This is a genomic window from Bacillus nitratireducens (genome assembly GCF_036320425.1).
Lineage (GTDB): Bacteria > Bacillota > Bacilli > Bacillales > Bacillaceae_G > Bacillus_A > Bacillus_A nitratireducens.
In genome coordinates, this window is record NZ_JAUMJO010000005.1 from 550,751 (window position 1) to 565,435 (window position 14,685).

Below are 14,685 nucleotides of genomic sequence, written 5' to 3' on the forward strand. Positions count from 1 at the left end.
TTTTAGAAAACGATTCTGAACGAGCCGCTTCCGCTTTTAAATTAAAATACTTGTTCTACTTCAATAACGCCTGGTACTTCTTCAAGTAATGCGCGTTCGATACCAGCTTTTAGTGTGATTGTAGAACTTGGGCAGCTTCCGCATGCACCCATAAGGCGTAATTTTACGATACCTTCTTCAATGTCTACTAATTCAACGTCTCCGCCATCGCGAAGTAAGAATGGACGTAATTTATCTAATACTTCTAATACTTGTTCTTGCATATGTGGGTTTTCCATTTTTATCGACTCCTTTCATCAGTTTTATTATAATCAAGATAGAGGGGAAAATCTATTTTTTCTCTTCTTGTTTTATTGTCGAAATATTGTATCATGTGTACAACGTGTTTTTTCAGTATAGGGGTATGGAATAAGTTTGTAAAATGATGTGCTTATGTAATAAGACATCTGAATATACTGTTTGAACAAGAATTGGGGGAGAAGAAATGGTTAATGTGCAAGTGTATGGGACGAAAGTAATTTGTGCGAGCTGCGTTGGAATGCCATCTTCAACAGAAACGTTTGAGTGGTTACAAGCGGCAATTGGTCGTAAATATGAGGGACAAGAAAATAAATTTAATTTCGAGTATATTGATTTTCAAGAAGAACAAGAGAATGAAGATAAAAAAGCATTCGCAGAGCGAGTAGTGGAGGAAGATCTATTTTATCCGGTCGTTCTTGTAAATGGTGAAATCGTTGGAGAAGGAAATCCACGTTTGAAGGATGTTTATGAAGAAATCGAGAAATATTTATAAAGCATGAAGCCTTTGCGAATTTGCAAAGGCTTTTTTATATGGAGGGATAGATGTGGAGAATGGAATAAAACATGCTTTACCAGAAGAAGTAAAACAGTTAATGGAGCAGTACACAGTAGAATTAAAAGAAATTTTTTTGGACGAAAAAATAGTCGGGGTATACATTTACGGATCGATTGCGCTAGGAGCATTTCATATAGAAACGAGCGATGTTGATTTTGTTACGGTAATAAGTAATTCCGTGAATGAAGCTGAAAAAAAGCAAATTGTAGAACTGCATAAAAAAATTAGTAAAAGTACGTTAGGTAAAAGAATGGATGGTATGTATATTCCGCTTGCTGACTTAGGGAAATATAATGATGAAATGAATGAGTACGTGTATTGTGCAGATGGTAAGGCGAATATTGGTCATTGGGACATTAATGCGGTCACGTGGTGGACATTGAAAAATCAAGGCATTACAGTTATCGGGAAAGAAGCGGAAGATCTTTCGTTTCAAATAAGGTGGGATGATGTAGTCAATACGATGAAATACAACGTAGAACAGTACTGGAGTGAAAAAGCGAAGCAGCCATATTTATTTTTCATAGAAGAATGGGTAGAATCAGCTGTCGTTACGATGGGACGTATTTTATATACGTTAGATCATAAAACAATCGTTTCAAAAGATAGGGGATTACAATACTTATTAGAACGTTCAGCGAAAGAATGGGATCCTTTATTAAAAGAAGTAGAGCGAATGCGGCATAATCTAGAAGAAAAGAAAAAGTTCTCTCGTTGGAGACGGGCTGATGTGACGAAGCGGTATTTGTTGTGTTTGATTGAAGAGTGCAGGGAGAAGTGGTAGGTGAATAGTAAAGCATCCTTTAGATAAAGGGTGCTTTTACTATTTTTATATAATGAAAAAACGCTTTACAAAGAATGAGAAGTCGAAAGATAATATTAAAAAACATATATGCGGGGGAAGAGAATGAGTAAATATAACTTTCATATAAGTAAAGAACAACTATGGAAAGGATGTATTTTAAAGTCGATTGCAGATGCAATTTTTGTAGCACACGCTCCTGATTTTTCACATGAAAGTTCATGGGATGGATTTAACTATAGTATGCAAGATACTCAAGGCGGAAGAGGGACAATTACTTTTCATTCGAAGTACACAATCGTATGTCTTCAAGATGTGAATAGTGAGAGAATTGATGAGTGGATTGATGCAGCAAATTATTTCGAAGGGGCACCTTCGGAAGTAGTAGACATTGCGAAAGAGGAAGCACTTCAATACGTATTAGAAGAGGTAGAGGGGGAAACAGTTCCTTTCATTACGACGGCATTTTGGATTGAGGATAGCGGTGCATATTCAATTGATTCATTTGAAGAGATGGAAGAGCACGGTGGATTCTTATTAGAAATCCCATTACTTGATACGGAATCTGCAATAGAAAGATTGGAAGAAGAGTATGAACTGACAGAGGAGCAAATGGATCTTTTACAACTCGTGTATGAGAGAAAAATCCAAAATCTAAACGAGGGAATTACGTTGTCTAAAGAAGAGGTGGCGATGATTGGAACGGATGATGATGAAGGGTTGGAAGTGAGTAAGAAGTCATTTGAAGAAATGAATATTACTTGGGCGTTGTAGGAGGGATAAAATGTTTCCGATTGGTGAGCAGCCGAGGATTATAAAGGACTTGGAAAATGTTACTGCTAGTTTAGAAGAATTAGCGATTGAGGGGAAAACAAAAAATATAGAACGATTAGCATCTTTACAAGTTAAGAAGTTATGGGTTTTCGCAGTAAATCAAAAGCAATTTGAGCATATTCTTACGTACGCTCGTCCAAATATATTGTACGTTTACGAAATGAGGGTCGAGGATTTAAGTAGCCTTCAAAAATTATCTGATTTACAACAGTTGTATATGTGCTGGAATACAAAAGCGAAGACGTTATGGGATATTGCGTATAATAAAAAACTCAAATCCTTACTAATTGCTGATTTTTCTAAGCTAGAAGATTTAAGTGCTTTAAGTAAGTGTCCGCAACTCAATACCTTTTACATGGGTGGTGGGATAAATACAGCGATGAAAGTACAAACTTTACAACCACTCGCTGCATTACAACATTTGAAAAAGCTTACCCTTATGAACTTAAAGGTTAAAGATGATTCGTTAGAACCTTTAATCCAATTGAAAAATTTACGAGAGTTAAGTTTATCTAATCAATTTAAGGTGGAAGAGTATGCAAAATTATCTGTAGCATTGCCATATACGAAATGTGAATTTTTCAGACCTTACGTATATATGAACGATGCAATAGAGGGAAAGAATATAATGGTGATTGGGAGAAGAAGACCAATCCTTAATTCGAAAACAGATACGGTAAAGATGCAAAAGTATGAAGATCAATTTAAAAAGTTACAAGAGGAATATAAAGCACTAGTAGAAGGTACAATGTGAAGTTACATTGCGTTTTCTACTAGTTTTTTCATATACATATCAACTTCATGAAAGAATACTAGCTCTTTCTCCTCGGTATTAAGATACACAGCACAATGCAAGTATTGCTGTAAGTAAAGATTAGCTTGTTCGTACTGTTTTAAGTTGTAGAAAGAAAAACAAGTAAGAAGCAGAAACGCTTTTTCTTGTAATATTGGAACGACAGCTAGTACCGGAGTAATGGAATGTATATTTGTTTTTGCTAAATTTTCATAAGACGCCCACACTTGAAACCAGTTGAAAATAGTAGAAAGGTAATTCGGAATGTCGATAGTTTCATGTGAAACATTATGTAATAACTGGTTCTGTTTCATATGTATAGGCTCTATTCTTGTTCGTAGAATGCAATCGAATATTGAGATGTTTTCTTTTACTTGTAATTGGTCTGTAATAAGTTGCGGGAGACCAATTGGATGAACACCTATATTTATATAGAAGTCATCTCCAAACTTTCTTTTTTGTATATGAATGATCTTATAAAATCCGTTATCAGCTTTGCGAAATGTATGTCTTTTTTTCTTAAACCGAAGTGACTTTAAAGCAGCATGTAAGTTTGTAATGAAATCTTGCGCTCCTTTAGAGAGAGGTTTACTCTTCATCATAATCGTAAGTAGTTAAGTTTTGTAAGAAACTTTCAAAGTTAGGTGCTAATTCGATAATTTCCTCAAGCTCATTATCGATAAATATAACTGGAGGATTTTCAGCTACATTTCGATAGTCTAATGCAATCCACGTATGGCCGTCCCCAGATAAAAGTACGAGATTCTCAGGCATTTCCCATTCCTGAATTAAATAACGGCTCTCTAAAATACTAGATTCATTTTCATCAAAAGAAATACCATATAAGCCAGAAACATTAACATGATCATCCGCCCAAGAATTTGGCTCTGAAGTAGGGTGAGTATCAAGGCGCAGCGTTCCTCCGTTTTGTTCTTTTAGAAGATTTATGTACGATTCCGGAAGCTTTACGTTTAGTACTTCTTCAGCTTTTTTTATTAGTTCGTCGTTAATCGGTGCTAATTTTAAATAGTCGTCTTCTGTCCAAAGTGTAGTCTTCATATTTGGTCACCTCAAATAATAGTTTTAAGAATCTTATTTCATATATTATAGTTAGTTTAAATGACGAGCAATAGAAAGGGGGAAAAAATATGGATGTATTTGGATATCTTGATCATGTAAATTCTAAAGAAGACTTGTTGAAGTTTCTTGTATATCTTCAAAAGGATTTTAAAGTGAATCAAGATGAGTGGGAGAATGTAGAGGTAGAGACTTATTTAGAGGCATTACATGGTTGGTTAGGTGCTTATGAAGGTGTTTATATAAATCAAGGGGAGAAGCTTCCAGAAAATATTCCATGGAAGTTTATTGCCCAGATGTTACTGGCGGCAGCTCATTATGAATAAAATTAAATTTTAAAAAGATAGAATGGAGAAAATCTTATGATTAACCACAATAAAATTAAACAACTTTTAGCATATGTAGATCGTGCTGAGGATAATGAAATTGAGTTAGAGTATGAATTTGAACCAATGACAATAGAACTATTTAATAGTGAAGAGATAGAAGAAGGACAACTTGGTTATAGCGTTGATGATGAAGGTCAAATTTTAATCGGGAATGAAGAAGGAGATTGGAAAGAAGGATGGATTGTAATTGGAATAGATTCATATCTTGGAGATCCGATCTTTGTAGATAGTAATGATGAAAATTGTCCGGTTTATACAGCTATGCATGGTGAGGGAGATTGGGAGCCAGAATGTATAGCGGAACGTATAGAAGATGTTATTGAGAAAGTGAAGAAGAATGTGGCGAAGTAAAAGATATAATGAAACTGCCTAAAAATGTAGTCGAAGTAGATTTTATTGTATCAATTGAGGAAGTTAATGATAGATTATTCATTAGTTGTGTAAGTGGAAATATGTTTGAAATAGTAGAAAGCTAATTTGTGAAGTCTCTTAAGTCGAGATTTTAGATTTGGCGATATTCCAATAGTATTTTATATATTCACTAAAGGTGATGTTAATAAATCACCTTTAGTGAATATATAAAATAATTAACTTAGTGTATTAAAGGTATGATACATGATTATTTTAATATATTTAAAAGTAAAATGAAATAAGAATCAGGTAATTGTCGGAATATATTCGATTTCCGTTCAATTTTATGAAATATAACTACTTTTTGTTAGATTCCTTTGTTTTATTTCTTTACAATAAAAATTATATAGAAATAAGAGAAGGATGATGTACGTGAAGGACACTGTTTTACAAGAAACAATTTCTCCGCAAGAATTACATAAAGTTGTTCAAAAGAATACAGCTTATTATGACTTTAAATGGGGCAAAGTAGAAAATCCAGCGCAAGGGAATACATGGAATTGGGTAGCCTTTTTCTTCCCGTCTTTTTGGTTAGCTTATCGTAAAATGTATAAGTTATTTATTATACTTACATTATTATCGGTACCTAGTGTACTTGTAGCCCCTTTTATAGACATTCCAGATGGGATTTTTTTATCAATTAGTTTAGCTTTTCAATTAGTAATGATGATATTTACTGGATGGCAAGGAAACCGTTTATATTATAAGCACGCTGTTCGTATTTTACATAAAGCAGAAGATACGCTTGATCATGAGAAGGCGTATTACTTACAATCAAAGGGTGGCGCTAGTTTTGCTGGTATGATTGGTTTACAAGTTATAGTAGGGATAGTATTTGGTGTAGCCACGTTCGGACTCTCCTTGTTACCAACTGAGCCGAATATAAAAAATGTTGTTCGTTCAAGTGATGAAGGATTTACTTTAGAGGTTATGAATGATAATCCAACTTGGAAGTTTGTAAAGAAAGAAAAGGATTATGACGTAGTAGAGTTTACTGGTTATGATTATGAAGAGAAGAAAAATATAAAAATTAAATTTGCTGTTTATTTCAGTGAAGACTATTTTGAATGGCAAGAGGTATATGAAAATAATAAGAAGTTAAGTGAAGAAGAATTAGAAGAGTATCAATTTTACATTGAAGAAAATAGTTGGAGTTTCTAGAGGGAACTCGTTCATTTTGAAAAGAAGAATCTTGTGAAGGTTCTTCTTTTTATATGTTAGGAGGAAAAGGTAATATGATAGATGTACATTTTTATGATTGGGCTAAGAAACGTCCAAAAAAACATTATAATCGATTGCATGAAATGAGAATTTTTGAATTGATTTTTTCAAAGGAATTAAGTAGGTTCAATCTTGGATTAGAAACTGTAGAAAATATTGATATATATTGCCTAGCAAACCCTAATAAAGATGTTTCTTATGAACTACATGAGGCCCTGGGGAAGATTCGTATATCCGTGCCTTATGATTATATGCAATTTTTAAATTTGGAATCAGTTGAGGAGAAATATAAGCATTTTGTCGAGTTGGTTCACCTCTATGTTGTACCAGCTATTGAAAAATATTCAAAAATATCATTAGAAATGATTAAAGAGTATGTGAATGAAGCGCTTCAGGAAATAGAGAAAGAGAATTACGAGATTGTATTTTTAGTAGATAAAACACCGAAGAAGAGCCCAAGCCGAAAGAAAACGGCTATATTAAAAGGAATTCATCGTTCGGAAGGATTTCAGCTAATGTGTGAAGTGTATAACGATAAAGGGCTAAGAGTGGTAAATAAATTACTCGTAGAAGAAGTAGGGAATGAAGTAGTCTACTCCAGATTTTTAGGCAAACTAAAATGGGAAAATGAGCACTTAATAGTAGTGAAATCTAAGACAAGTAGTTGGATGGAAGAAGTACATGTCGAATAAGTTAATTAACGAAAAATGTGAATACCAAACGGCATACTAATTGAAATTTTGTAAAATACAATAAAAAATGAGAATTTGAGGTAGGCTTGTCAATAATGCGAGACTATGGCAGTATAAAGAAATGCTATACAAATTTTATTTATCGAGATGTAAACGTCAATTTTGATTTTTACGTATAAATAATGAACGGAGGAAATGAATTTATGGCTACTTTACCAAATTGTCCAAAATGTAATTCAGAATACACGTATGAGGATGGCGTTCTTTTCGTATGCCCAGAATGTGCACATGAGTGGGGCAAAGAAGCAGAAGCTGAAAGTAATGAAGGTGCAAAAGTTGTAAAAGACGCGAACGGAAACGTTCTTCAAGACGGTGATGCTGTTACTGTAATTAAAGATTTAAAAGTAAAAGGAACTTCTTCAGTTGTTAAGATTGGTACGAAAGTAAAGAGTATTCGTCTAGTTGAAGGAGATCACGATATTGATTGCAAAATCGACGGTTTCGGAGCTATGAAGTTAAAATCACAGTTCGTTAAGAAGGCGTAAGATTAGCAAAGAAAAAAGACGCTCTGTAAGTAACTTGCAGAGCGTCTTTTTTATGATTGTACGTCAACTTCTTTCAACTGACACCGCTTATTAAAGAACGTTTTATACCCAAGTTGTAAGAAGATAATAACAGAGAAAGCTGTACTTCCAGAAATACCAAGTATAATTGCGATTTGATATTGGATAGCTGTAAATGGTGATACACCGGATAAAATTTGTCCTGTCATCATGCCTGGAAGACTTATAATTCCCATTCCGACCATAGAATTGATTGTTGGTAAAATAGCAGAATCGAAAGCGTCCCGTATGAGCGGGGCAGCTGCTTGTTTTGGAGTTGCTCCAAGCATAAGTGCACCTTCAATATGGTCTCTTTGTGATTTCATGCTGCTTAAAAAGGTATTTGCCCCGAGGCAAATGCCTGTCATAGCGTTACCGATTAGCATACCGGCAATAGGAACGATATACTGCGGAGCATACCAAGGATCGTGTCCGATAATGACAAAGATAAATAGTAGAAGAGGGCCAATTGATCCAGCAATCATGGAGAGGGCGGCTACTCGTTTTAATTCTTTTGACATTGGAATATTAACTCGTTTATAAATATTGAAAATCGCAAATGTAGTAATAGAAGTAATGAGAGCTATTGTATAAAACGGATTACTATTTTCAAATATGTATGTAAGGACATATGCGACTAGTACGAGCTGAATTGTCATACGTAATGTAGCAATTGTAATTTGTTTCTCACGCGGTATTCCTTTTAATTTCACAAGCCCGATTAAAATAAGGATGAAAATATATGCAGCTGCAAGTTGCCAAATTTGTAGTTCAATAACGCCCTTCAATTGAGAGCACTTCCTTTCTAGTTGCACCGTTTGTTTTACTAATTTCAATAATATCGTCTGCGATTTCTTCTGGAAGTTGTTGCGAGTGCGTGATGAAGATAACTGTTTTTTTCTTTTCTCTTGCCAGTAGAGTGAATTGTTTCATAACGCGTCGTTCTGTATCACTATCTAGTGCCGAAGTTGGTTCATCTAATAAATAGACGGGTGGATCCATTAGTACAATACGAGCAAAAGCAAGTCTTTGTTTTTCACCGCCTGATAAAGAAGAGGGGCTATCTTCTAATTTTTTATCTAGGCTAACAGTTGTTAAAGCGTCCCGCAGGGCATCGTCATTTGGAAATGGCTTTTCAGAAAGGTGCAGTCCCATTAATAAATTATCTTTAATTGTTCCATCAAAAATAGGCGGAGTTTGTCCGAGCATGACAACTTCACGTCGTAATTGAATGGGAGGATAATCTAAAATGGATTTTCCGTTATATTCAATTGTGCCAGATGTTGGTGATTGTAAATCATTTAACATACGAAGTAATGTACTTTTTCCACTACCACTTTCACCGATAATACAAGTTATTTTTTCTTGTTGAATCTGTAAATAAGGAATGTGTAGAATGTTTTTATATTTGATGTCTTTTAATATAAACATAAATTGCTCCTTTCTGATTCTAGTTATATCGTATCAAAAAGAGAGAAAAATAGAAAAATAAAAAAAGTCTATTTAGAGGGAACATCTTTTTTCTTTGTTTGTAGGATTAGATCGTCTTGAGACGGAAGTTAGCTTCGTTAATAAGTTTAGCAAGCGATCTAAGTCTTGACTGAGAGAAATGACTTTAGCGTGAGTAAATCCATACTTTTCAACGAGGTGGATTAATTCCCTCTTTTTCACTTCTATTCGATTATTTAGTTTTGTTAAGTTCATAAGTGAAATGAAATGCCTCCTATTATGTGTAGTACTTATAGCATAAAAAATAAGCCCGAACGTATTCGGCCCTAAAGAAAATAATAACTATTACGTATAGTATACACTTTTCATTTGCATTTTTAAATATTAAAATAAATAAATTTTTATGAACCTATATTGAGAAAGTTATTTTTAAAAAAATGAATAGCAAAAGGCTGTCTACATAGTAGACAGCCTTTAAAGTATTAACCGTTATGATATTTGTACATCCAAAGAAGACCGGATTTTAATAATCTCGGTACACGCCCCATTAATGGTTGGTTTGCTAGTAAACCAAATCCGTGTTTTTTGCCGAGAGAACCGAGAACACCTTTTAATTTTATAACAGGCAGTTCATCAGGAAGCGGTTCATTATTCCAACGTTTCAATAATATTTGGACAATTTGTTCTCCTTGACCTTCAGCAAGTTGAGCAGATGGTGCATGTGGAAGTGCTGCACAATCCCCGACAACATAAACATGCTCATTATTCGGAATATTGTGATATTTTGTTAAAACAACCCGTCCGCTACCATCTTGTTCAACTGGAAGGTTTCGAACAACTTCATTTGCTTGAATACCAGCTGTCCATACGATTGCATCACATTCAAGTGGTTCATCATGGTTGTATACAATGTTTGGTTCCACTTTTGTAATGTTAGAGTTTCGTATAATGGTAACCTTATGTTTTACAAACCATTCTTCTACGTATCTACTTAATTTTTCTGGATACGGGAATAAAATTCTATCTTTTCGATCAAATAAATAGATTTTTAAATCTGAACGGCTTTCGCGAAGTTCACTTGCCACTTCAACGCCGCTTAAACCAGCCCCAACGACGGCTACTGTTGCATTTGGTTCTAAGCTATTTAATTGTTCATATGTCTTACGTGTTTGTTCAATTGACTGTAGGCTATGTGTATATTCCTTCGCCCCAGGAACGTTATGATATTTATCTTCACAGCCAAGCCCAATAATTAAATCATCATATTGAATCGTTTCACCGCCATCGAGATGAACGGCTTTCGTTTCGAGGTCAATATTTGTTACTGTGCCGTATTGAATATTGAGACGTGGGTGCTCAGGAAACGGTATGCGAATATGCGTTTCTGAAATTGTACCCGCAACTAATGCATAATATTCAGTTTTGAAGCAATGATATGGTACTTTGTCGATTAATGTCACTTGTACATCATCTGGAAGTTGGTTGTTTGGAAGTAGCCGCTGCAGAATTCTCATTCCACCGTAGCCACCCCCTAGTAGTACGAGGTGTTTCATGATGGATTACCCCTTTTCTGTTGAAATATCCCCTAATCATACAATTTTATATTAATAAAATATTTTGACTTTACTCAATCAAATTATATCGAATTTGTGAACAAATAACAATGCATGAATGAATACTCTGTTGTACAATAAGAAGAAAAGTAAAGTAAACTGTTTTCATTTGCTAGTTACTATTTCATTATGAATAGCATGTTATATAGAAACAGTCATCTACTTTGAAGTGAAGTAATGAAGTAACTAAATAGTTTAGAATATGTAACGAAAACAACAAGAAACAGCTTAGTTTTCTTCTTATAGATGAAGTCAGAAGGTAATTTGTTTTGTAGTACAGGGGGGAGAATTTTGATTAAACCATTAATTGAATTTTGTGTAGGTAACCTTGCAAGTGGTTCACAAGCAGCTTTAGAGAAATTAGAAAAAGATCCGAATTTAGATGTAATGGAGTATGGTTGTTTAGGATATTGTGGTATTTGTTTTGAAGGACCATTTGCCCTTGTGAATGGTGAAGTAGTACAAGGGTCGACAGTAGAAGAACTTGTTAATAATGTATATGAGTATTTGGATGAAAATCCAATGTTCTAAGGTGTTGCGAATTGGCAACACCTTTTTCATTAGATAAAACGCTATTTCACAGGGTAGGATAATACGGAATATAAATAAAAAAAGGCCCTTTTAGAAGGGCTTTTTTCTTACACGATTTGTGTAAGAATGACTAATCGCCAAAACGTTGTCAAATATGAGAAACGGGGGACATTCATATTGTGTTCTAAAAGCATGCATTTTATACTTGAAATAATAAATTATTTTTGGAGTGAATAAAAATGAGCCAATTTTCTTTTACAAAAATGCATGGTCTTGGCAATAGTTATATATATGTAAATATGTTTGAGGAACAAATTAGGGAAGAAGATTTAGCTCTTGTCGCAGAAAAGGTTTCAAATATTAATACTGGTATTGGTGCAGATGGAATGATTTTAATTTGTCCTTCTGACGTGGCACCAGTAAAAATGCGTATGTTTAATAACGATGGTTCAGAAGGGAAGAGCTGTGGAAATGGTTTACGCTGCGTAGCGAAATATGCGTATGAGCATAAACTAGTAGAAGATACAGTTTTCACAATTGAAACGTTAGCTGGTATCGTTACGGCAGAAGTAACGGTAGAAGATGACAAAGTTACATTAGCGAAAATCGACATGGGAGCACCTCGTTTAACACGCGAAGAGATACCGATGCTTGGTGAAGGAGACACACCATTTATTCGTGAAAACTTCTTATACAATAATCACCGTTATGCATTTACAGCTGTTTCAATGGGGAATCCACATGCGGTTATCTTTGTTGATGATGTAGAAAAAGCGCCTCTTACAACGTTAGGACCAGTTCTTGAGACACATGAAATGTTCCCGGAACGAGTGAATGTTGAGTTCATCGAGATTTTGAATGATGAAGAAATGAATTTCCGCGTTTGGGAACGTGGATCTGGTGTAACGCAAGCTTGCGGGACAGGAGCATGCGCAGCTGTAGTTGCGGCAATTCTCAATGGGAAAATGGAACGTGGTAAAGAAATTACAGTTCACTTAGCAGGTGGCGATTTAATGATTGCATGGACAGAAGAAGGAAATGTGTTAATGAAAGGACCTGCGGAAGTAATTTGCCACGGAGTGTATGAGTACAAGATAGAAGCGTAAAGATGTATAATAGAACGAGAACAGAAAGGATGGTGTATTTCATGATTGAAGTAACAGAGCAAGCAGCTTTTCAAATTAAAGATATGTTAAAAGATGCTGAAGATGGAGAGAAGTACGTGCGCCTTGCTGTACATGGCGGCGGATGTAGTGGTCTTTCTTACGGCTTAGGATTTGAAGTAGAACCAAAAGAAGACGACACAGTTCTTGAATTTTTCGGTGTTGAATTTGTTATTGATAAAGAAAGTGCTCCGATTGTTAAAGGAGTGAAAGTTGATTATAAGCAATCGATGCTTGGCGGCGGATTCACAATCGATAATCCAAACGCAATTGCATCATGTGGATGCGGATCATCTTTCCGTACAGCGTCGAATGCTGGTAAGCCAGAAGAGTGCTAAATTTTTGGCCGAAATAGAAAAAGACCTTTTTAGCGATGGAATAAAATCGTTAAGGAGGTCTTTTATTTTGCTTTAATCGTTCTCTTTCTTACAAGTATAATTGAAGGATAGAAAGAGGAGGGATATATGTTGGAAGATATTTTTGAATTTGTAGTGAGGTACGTGATAGGTCCTATTTTTAGATTTATAAGATACATTGTGATAGATATTATAATAGAGTGCATAATAGAAGGTGTAATAAACGGTATAAGGAAATTACGTGATAAAATCTGTGGTAAGTGGCGAAACAGGCGTGAAAGACGTTATTGGCGGTAATAGATGCATAAAAAAATTGGTGGTAAAGAGATAGAGAATAAGAAGCCTTAAGAGAGATGAATTATAAAATTCATTTCCCTTAAGGTTTTTTATTTTGACATTTTGTATACAAATGTATACGATTGTAAATATAAAAGTATGTATACATTTGTATACAAAAGGGGGATTTAAAATGAGAAAAGATAAGTTCATGAAAGAAGGACACCACGGTGGTGAGCGTCATAAAGGGAGAGATGGATCACATCATCGTGGGCCGAAAACATTTCGCCGCGGGAGAGCGATTGCCTTTTTAGAAATGATGAATTTAAAGCGTGCTACGATTAAGCAACAGTTAAGTGAGCCAGAATTCCAGTCCATTCAGCAAATTTTAATCGGGGAATTAAAGGCAATTGATCTGGTTATTAATGAATTTACACAACTATTTGAAATACATGAGAGTGAAACAGAAGACGCGCCTATGTTAGATGAGAAGGAAAATCTAGAGCAAGGGACTGCATCTGATGAAACAAATTAATCGTTATATCGATTCAGTATTTTGTGGTCAAGATGCTCTTTTGGATGAAGTGATTGCTTCCATAAAAGAAAACGAAATGCCTCCGATATCGGTATCGCCTTCTTCGGGGAAACTTTTAACGATGATAGTTTCTATTTCTGGAGCGAAAGATATTTTAGAAATAGGTGCATTAGGTGGTTATAGCGGAATTTGTCTTGCGAAAGGTTTTGGGGAAGAGGGTACGTTAACTTCTCTTGAACTAGAAGAGAAATATGCAGAGGTAGCACATAGCAATCTACATAAAGCGGGATTTGGAAAACAAGTGTCGTATATGACTGGTGCCGCTTTACAAAGTCTTGAAATATTAGCTAGTGATAATAAGCGATTTGATTTCTTCTTTATCGACGCTGATAAAGAGAATTATGAAAACTATTTAACATACTGTATTAAACTTGCTAAGCCAGGAGCTGTAATTGTTACAGATAATGTTCTAGCTGGTGGTAGTGTAGCAGATGAAAGTGTGAAATCAAAACGTTATACAGAAATTATGAAGAAGTTTAATGAAGTGGTAGCAACTCATTCAAATTTAGAATCTGTACTCATTCCAATTGGTGACGGGATGACGATTTCTAAAGTGAAGAAATAATTGCTATCTTACAAAAGTGTAATGTTCATGTCATGTTTTTGAATTTCTTCTTTAAGCCCCAGGCTTTAAGATAACAATATAAGAAAAACACATGAGGTGAAGGAAATGAAAAGATATATTGCACTTTTTAGTATTTTAGTTGTATTTGCAAGCCTTTTAGTTGGCTGTGATTTAAACCGTATGGGTAAAGACGAGTATTACGTTCAAATTACAGTAGATGGAAAAGAGTATAATGGTAAATCTGATAATGGTGAACCATATAAAGATTACCAATATAAGTTAACTGGATTTGATAAAGACGGTAAAGAGAAAGAATTAGAATTCATAGCGCAAAAAAATCTTCGTAAAGAAGCATTCCTACGCGTATACCACTCAGATAAAAAAGGTGTAACAGCTTGGGAAGAAGTGAAAAAAGACGAGCTTCCTGCGAAAGTGAAAGAAAAACTAGGTGCGAAATAAG

The 14,685-nt window shown here is 34.8% G+C and carries 23 protein-coding genes; 16 read left to right on the top strand and 7 right to left on the bottom strand.

Features of this window, described 5'->3' with window-relative positions:
- Positions 1-41: 41 nt before the first annotated feature.
- On the bottom strand, positions 42-278 hold the full coding sequence (locus tag Q3V31_RS21645; protein WP_000431159.1) for a NifU family protein: 237 nt from the start codon (positions 276-278) through the stop codon (positions 42-44).
- Positions 279-484: 206 nt separating this feature from the next.
- Between Q3V31_RS21645 and Q3V31_RS21650 the strand changes: the two genes are divergently transcribed.
- The 4 genes from Q3V31_RS21650 (at position 485) to Q3V31_RS21665 (ending at position 3,246) form a co-directional block, all read left to right on the top strand.
- A complete protein-coding gene (locus Q3V31_RS21650; RefSeq protein ID WP_000248596.1) occupies positions 485-793 on the top strand; it encodes a YuzD family protein in 309 nt (102 codons plus the stop codon).
- A 46-nt stretch (positions 794-839) separates the two neighbouring features.
- Complete coding sequence (locus tag Q3V31_RS21655) at positions 840-1,640, top strand: nucleotidyltransferase domain-containing protein (protein ID WP_240514139.1); 801 nt, start codon at positions 840-842, stop codon at positions 1,638-1,640.
- Between the two features lie 123 nt (positions 1,641-1,763).
- A complete protein-coding gene (locus Q3V31_RS21660; RefSeq protein WP_016130786.1) occupies positions 1,764-2,432 on the top strand; it encodes a hypothetical protein in 669 nt (222 codons plus the stop codon).
- 10 nt (positions 2,433-2,442) lie between these two features.
- On the top strand, positions 2,443-3,246 hold the full coding sequence (locus tag Q3V31_RS21665) for a leucine-rich repeat domain-containing protein (protein WP_090813884.1): 804 nt from the start codon (positions 2,443-2,445) through the stop codon (positions 3,244-3,246).
- Positions 3,247-3,248: 2 nt separating this feature from the next.
- On the opposite strand, the gene Q3V31_RS21670 is transcribed toward Q3V31_RS21665, so the two are convergent.
- Both Q3V31_RS21670 and Q3V31_RS21675 read right to left on the bottom strand, forming a co-directional pair.
- A complete protein-coding gene (locus Q3V31_RS21670) occupies positions 3,249-3,887 on the bottom strand; it encodes a DUF4304 domain-containing protein (protein ID WP_090813885.1) in 639 nt (212 codons plus the stop codon).
- Positions 3,874-4,344, bottom strand: a complete 471-nt coding sequence (locus Q3V31_RS21675) for an SMI1/KNR4 family protein (RefSeq protein ID WP_000858999.1) — start codon at positions 4,342-4,344, stop codon at positions 3,874-3,876. The genes Q3V31_RS21670 and Q3V31_RS21675 overlap by 14 nt, the downstream gene beginning before the upstream one ends.
- A gap of 89 nt (positions 4,345-4,433) precedes the next feature.
- Here Q3V31_RS21675 and Q3V31_RS21680 point away from each other — a divergent pair, with 89 nt between their 5' ends.
- From Q3V31_RS21680 to phnA, 5 genes are all read left to right on the top strand, one after another.
- Complete coding sequence (locus Q3V31_RS21680; RefSeq protein ID WP_016130784.1) at positions 4,434-4,688, top strand: DUF7660 family protein; 255 nt, start codon at positions 4,434-4,436, stop codon at positions 4,686-4,688.
- Between the two features lie 36 nt (positions 4,689-4,724).
- Complete coding sequence (locus tag Q3V31_RS21685) at positions 4,725-5,102, top strand: hypothetical protein (protein WP_016130783.1); 378 nt, start codon at positions 4,725-4,727, stop codon at positions 5,100-5,102.
- A gap of 426 nt (positions 5,103-5,528) precedes the next feature.
- A complete protein-coding gene (locus Q3V31_RS21690) occupies positions 5,529-6,323 on the top strand; it encodes a DUF2628 domain-containing protein (RefSeq protein WP_000289356.1) in 795 nt (264 codons plus the stop codon).
- 74 nt (positions 6,324-6,397) lie between these two features.
- Positions 6,398-7,075, top strand: coding sequence for a hypothetical protein (locus Q3V31_RS21695; protein WP_016130781.1), 678 nt, complete (start codon positions 6,398-6,400; stop codon positions 7,073-7,075).
- Positions 7,076-7,278: 203 nt separating this feature from the next.
- Positions 7,279-7,620: an alkylphosphonate utilization operon protein PhnA gene (gene phnA / locus Q3V31_RS21700; protein WP_000212734.1), complete on the top strand. Its 342-nt coding sequence runs from the start codon at positions 7,279-7,281 to the stop codon at positions 7,618-7,620.
- Between the two features lie 50 nt (positions 7,621-7,670).
- On the opposite strand, the gene Q3V31_RS21705 is transcribed toward phnA, so the two are convergent.
- The 4 genes from Q3V31_RS21705 to Q3V31_RS21720 all read right to left on the bottom strand — a co-directional run bounded on the left by Q3V31_RS21705 (position 7,671) and on the right by Q3V31_RS21720 (position 10,679).
- Positions 7,671-8,465: an ABC transporter permease gene (locus Q3V31_RS21705; protein WP_000679272.1), complete on the bottom strand. Its 795-nt coding sequence runs from the start codon at positions 8,463-8,465 to the stop codon at positions 7,671-7,673.
- Positions 8,449-9,108: an ABC transporter ATP-binding protein gene (locus tag Q3V31_RS21710; RefSeq protein ID WP_000470259.1), complete on the bottom strand. Its 660-nt coding sequence runs from the start codon at positions 9,106-9,108 to the stop codon at positions 8,449-8,451. Before Q3V31_RS21710 ends, Q3V31_RS21705 begins: the two co-directional genes overlap by 17 nt.
- A 72-nt stretch (positions 9,109-9,180) precedes the next feature.
- Positions 9,181-9,381, bottom strand: coding sequence for an aspartyl-phosphate phosphatase Spo0E family protein (locus Q3V31_RS21715; RefSeq protein ID WP_079999193.1), 201 nt, complete (start codon positions 9,379-9,381; stop codon positions 9,181-9,183).
- 227 nt (positions 9,382-9,608) lie between these two features.
- A complete protein-coding gene (locus Q3V31_RS21720; protein ID WP_000682082.1) occupies positions 9,609-10,679 on the bottom strand; it encodes an NAD(P)/FAD-dependent oxidoreductase in 1,071 nt (356 codons plus the stop codon).
- Between the two features lie 351 nt (positions 10,680-11,030).
- On the opposite strand from Q3V31_RS21720, the gene Q3V31_RS21725 reads away from it, so the two are divergent.
- The 7 genes from Q3V31_RS21725 (at position 11,031) to Q3V31_RS21755 (ending at position 14,684) form a co-directional block, all read left to right on the top strand.
- The gene (locus Q3V31_RS21725; protein ID WP_000595027.1) at positions 11,031-11,270 is read left to right on the top strand and encodes a YuzB family protein; all 240 of its coding nucleotides are present in this window, start codon (positions 11,031-11,033) and stop codon (positions 11,268-11,270) included.
- Positions 11,271-11,509: 239 nt separating this feature from the next.
- On the top strand, positions 11,510-12,376 hold the full coding sequence (dapF, locus tag Q3V31_RS21730; RefSeq protein ID WP_000077412.1) for a diaminopimelate epimerase: 867 nt from the start codon (positions 11,510-11,512) through the stop codon (positions 12,374-12,376).
- 41 nt (positions 12,377-12,417) lie between these two features.
- Positions 12,418-12,771, top strand: a complete 354-nt coding sequence (locus tag Q3V31_RS21735; protein ID WP_000573823.1) for a HesB/IscA family protein — start codon at positions 12,418-12,420, stop codon at positions 12,769-12,771.
- Positions 12,772-12,897: 126 nt separating this feature from the next.
- On the top strand, positions 12,898-13,086 hold the full coding sequence (locus tag Q3V31_RS21740) for a hypothetical protein (protein ID WP_000888620.1): 189 nt from the start codon (positions 12,898-12,900) through the stop codon (positions 13,084-13,086).
- Positions 13,087-13,258: 172 nt separating this feature from the next.
- On the top strand, positions 13,259-13,600 hold the full coding sequence (locus Q3V31_RS21745; protein WP_001224260.1) for a hypothetical protein: 342 nt from the start codon (positions 13,259-13,261) through the stop codon (positions 13,598-13,600).
- A complete protein-coding gene (locus tag Q3V31_RS21750; RefSeq protein ID WP_329767182.1) occupies positions 13,587-14,225 on the top strand; it encodes an O-methyltransferase in 639 nt (212 codons plus the stop codon). The genes Q3V31_RS21745 and Q3V31_RS21750 overlap by 14 nt, the downstream gene beginning before the upstream one ends.
- Positions 14,226-14,330: 105 nt before the next feature.
- Positions 14,331-14,684, top strand: coding sequence for a YxeA family protein (locus tag Q3V31_RS21755; protein ID WP_016130777.1), 354 nt, complete (start codon positions 14,331-14,333; stop codon positions 14,682-14,684).
- Position 14,685 lies beyond the last annotated feature (1 nt).

What these genes read in the sequence shown, in the direction of transcription:
- Q3V31_RS21645 (WP_000431159.1), bottom strand. Translation starts at nt 278, where the DNA reads ATGGAAAACCCACATATGCAAGAACAAGTATTAGAAGTATTAGATAAA.
- Q3V31_RS21660 (WP_016130786.1), top strand. Translation starts at nt 1,764, where the DNA reads ATGAGTAAATATAACTTTCATATAAGTAAAGAACAACTATGGAAAGGA.
- Q3V31_RS21690 (WP_000289356.1), top strand. Translation starts at nt 5,529, where the DNA reads ATGTACGTGAAGGACACTGTTTTACAAGAAACAATTTCTCCGCAAGAA.
- Q3V31_RS21680 (WP_016130784.1), top strand. Translation starts at nt 4,434, where the DNA reads ATGGATGTATTTGGATATCTTGATCATGTAAATTCTAAAGAAGACTTG.
- Q3V31_RS21670 (WP_090813885.1), bottom strand. Translation starts at nt 3,887, where the DNA reads ATGATGAAGAGTAAACCTCTCTCTAAAGGAGCGCAAGATTTCATTACA.
- phnA (WP_000212734.1), top strand. Translation starts at nt 7,279, where the DNA reads ATGGCTACTTTACCAAATTGTCCAAAATGTAATTCAGAATACACGTAT.
- Q3V31_RS21720 (WP_000682082.1), bottom strand. Translation starts at nt 10,679, where the DNA reads ATGAAACACCTCGTACTACTAGGGGGTGGCTACGGTGGAATGAGAATT.
- Q3V31_RS21735 (WP_000573823.1), top strand. Translation starts at nt 12,418, where the DNA reads ATGATTGAAGTAACAGAGCAAGCAGCTTTTCAAATTAAAGATATGTTA.
- Q3V31_RS21650 (WP_000248596.1), top strand. Translation starts at nt 485, where the DNA reads ATGGTTAATGTGCAAGTGTATGGGACGAAAGTAATTTGTGCGAGCTGC.
- Q3V31_RS21665 (WP_090813884.1), top strand. Translation starts at nt 2,443, where the DNA reads ATGTTTCCGATTGGTGAGCAGCCGAGGATTATAAAGGACTTGGAAAAT.
- dapF (WP_000077412.1), top strand. Translation starts at nt 11,510, where the DNA reads ATGAGCCAATTTTCTTTTACAAAAATGCATGGTCTTGGCAATAGTTAT.
- Q3V31_RS21745 (WP_001224260.1), top strand. Translation starts at nt 13,259, where the DNA reads ATGAGAAAAGATAAGTTCATGAAAGAAGGACACCACGGTGGTGAGCGT.
- Q3V31_RS21755 (WP_016130777.1), top strand. Translation starts at nt 14,331, where the DNA reads ATGAAAAGATATATTGCACTTTTTAGTATTTTAGTTGTATTTGCAAGC.
- Q3V31_RS21710 (WP_000470259.1), bottom strand. Translation starts at nt 9,108, where the DNA reads ATGTTTATATTAAAAGACATCAAATATAAAAACATTCTACACATTCCT.
- Q3V31_RS21740 (WP_000888620.1), top strand. Translation starts at nt 12,898, where the DNA reads ATGTTGGAAGATATTTTTGAATTTGTAGTGAGGTACGTGATAGGTCCT.
- Q3V31_RS21695 (WP_016130781.1), top strand. Translation starts at nt 6,398, where the DNA reads ATGATAGATGTACATTTTTATGATTGGGCTAAGAAACGTCCAAAAAAA.
- Q3V31_RS21675 (WP_000858999.1), bottom strand. Translation starts at nt 4,344, where the DNA reads ATGAAGACTACACTTTGGACAGAAGACGACTATTTAAAATTAGCACCG.
- Q3V31_RS21685 (WP_016130783.1), top strand. Translation starts at nt 4,725, where the DNA reads ATGATTAACCACAATAAAATTAAACAACTTTTAGCATATGTAGATCGT.
- Q3V31_RS21715 (WP_079999193.1), bottom strand. Translation starts at nt 9,381, where the DNA reads ATGAACTTAACAAAACTAAATAATCGAATAGAAGTGAAAAAGAGGGAA.
- Q3V31_RS21750 (WP_329767182.1), top strand. Translation starts at nt 13,587, where the DNA reads ATGAAACAAATTAATCGTTATATCGATTCAGTATTTTGTGGTCAAGAT.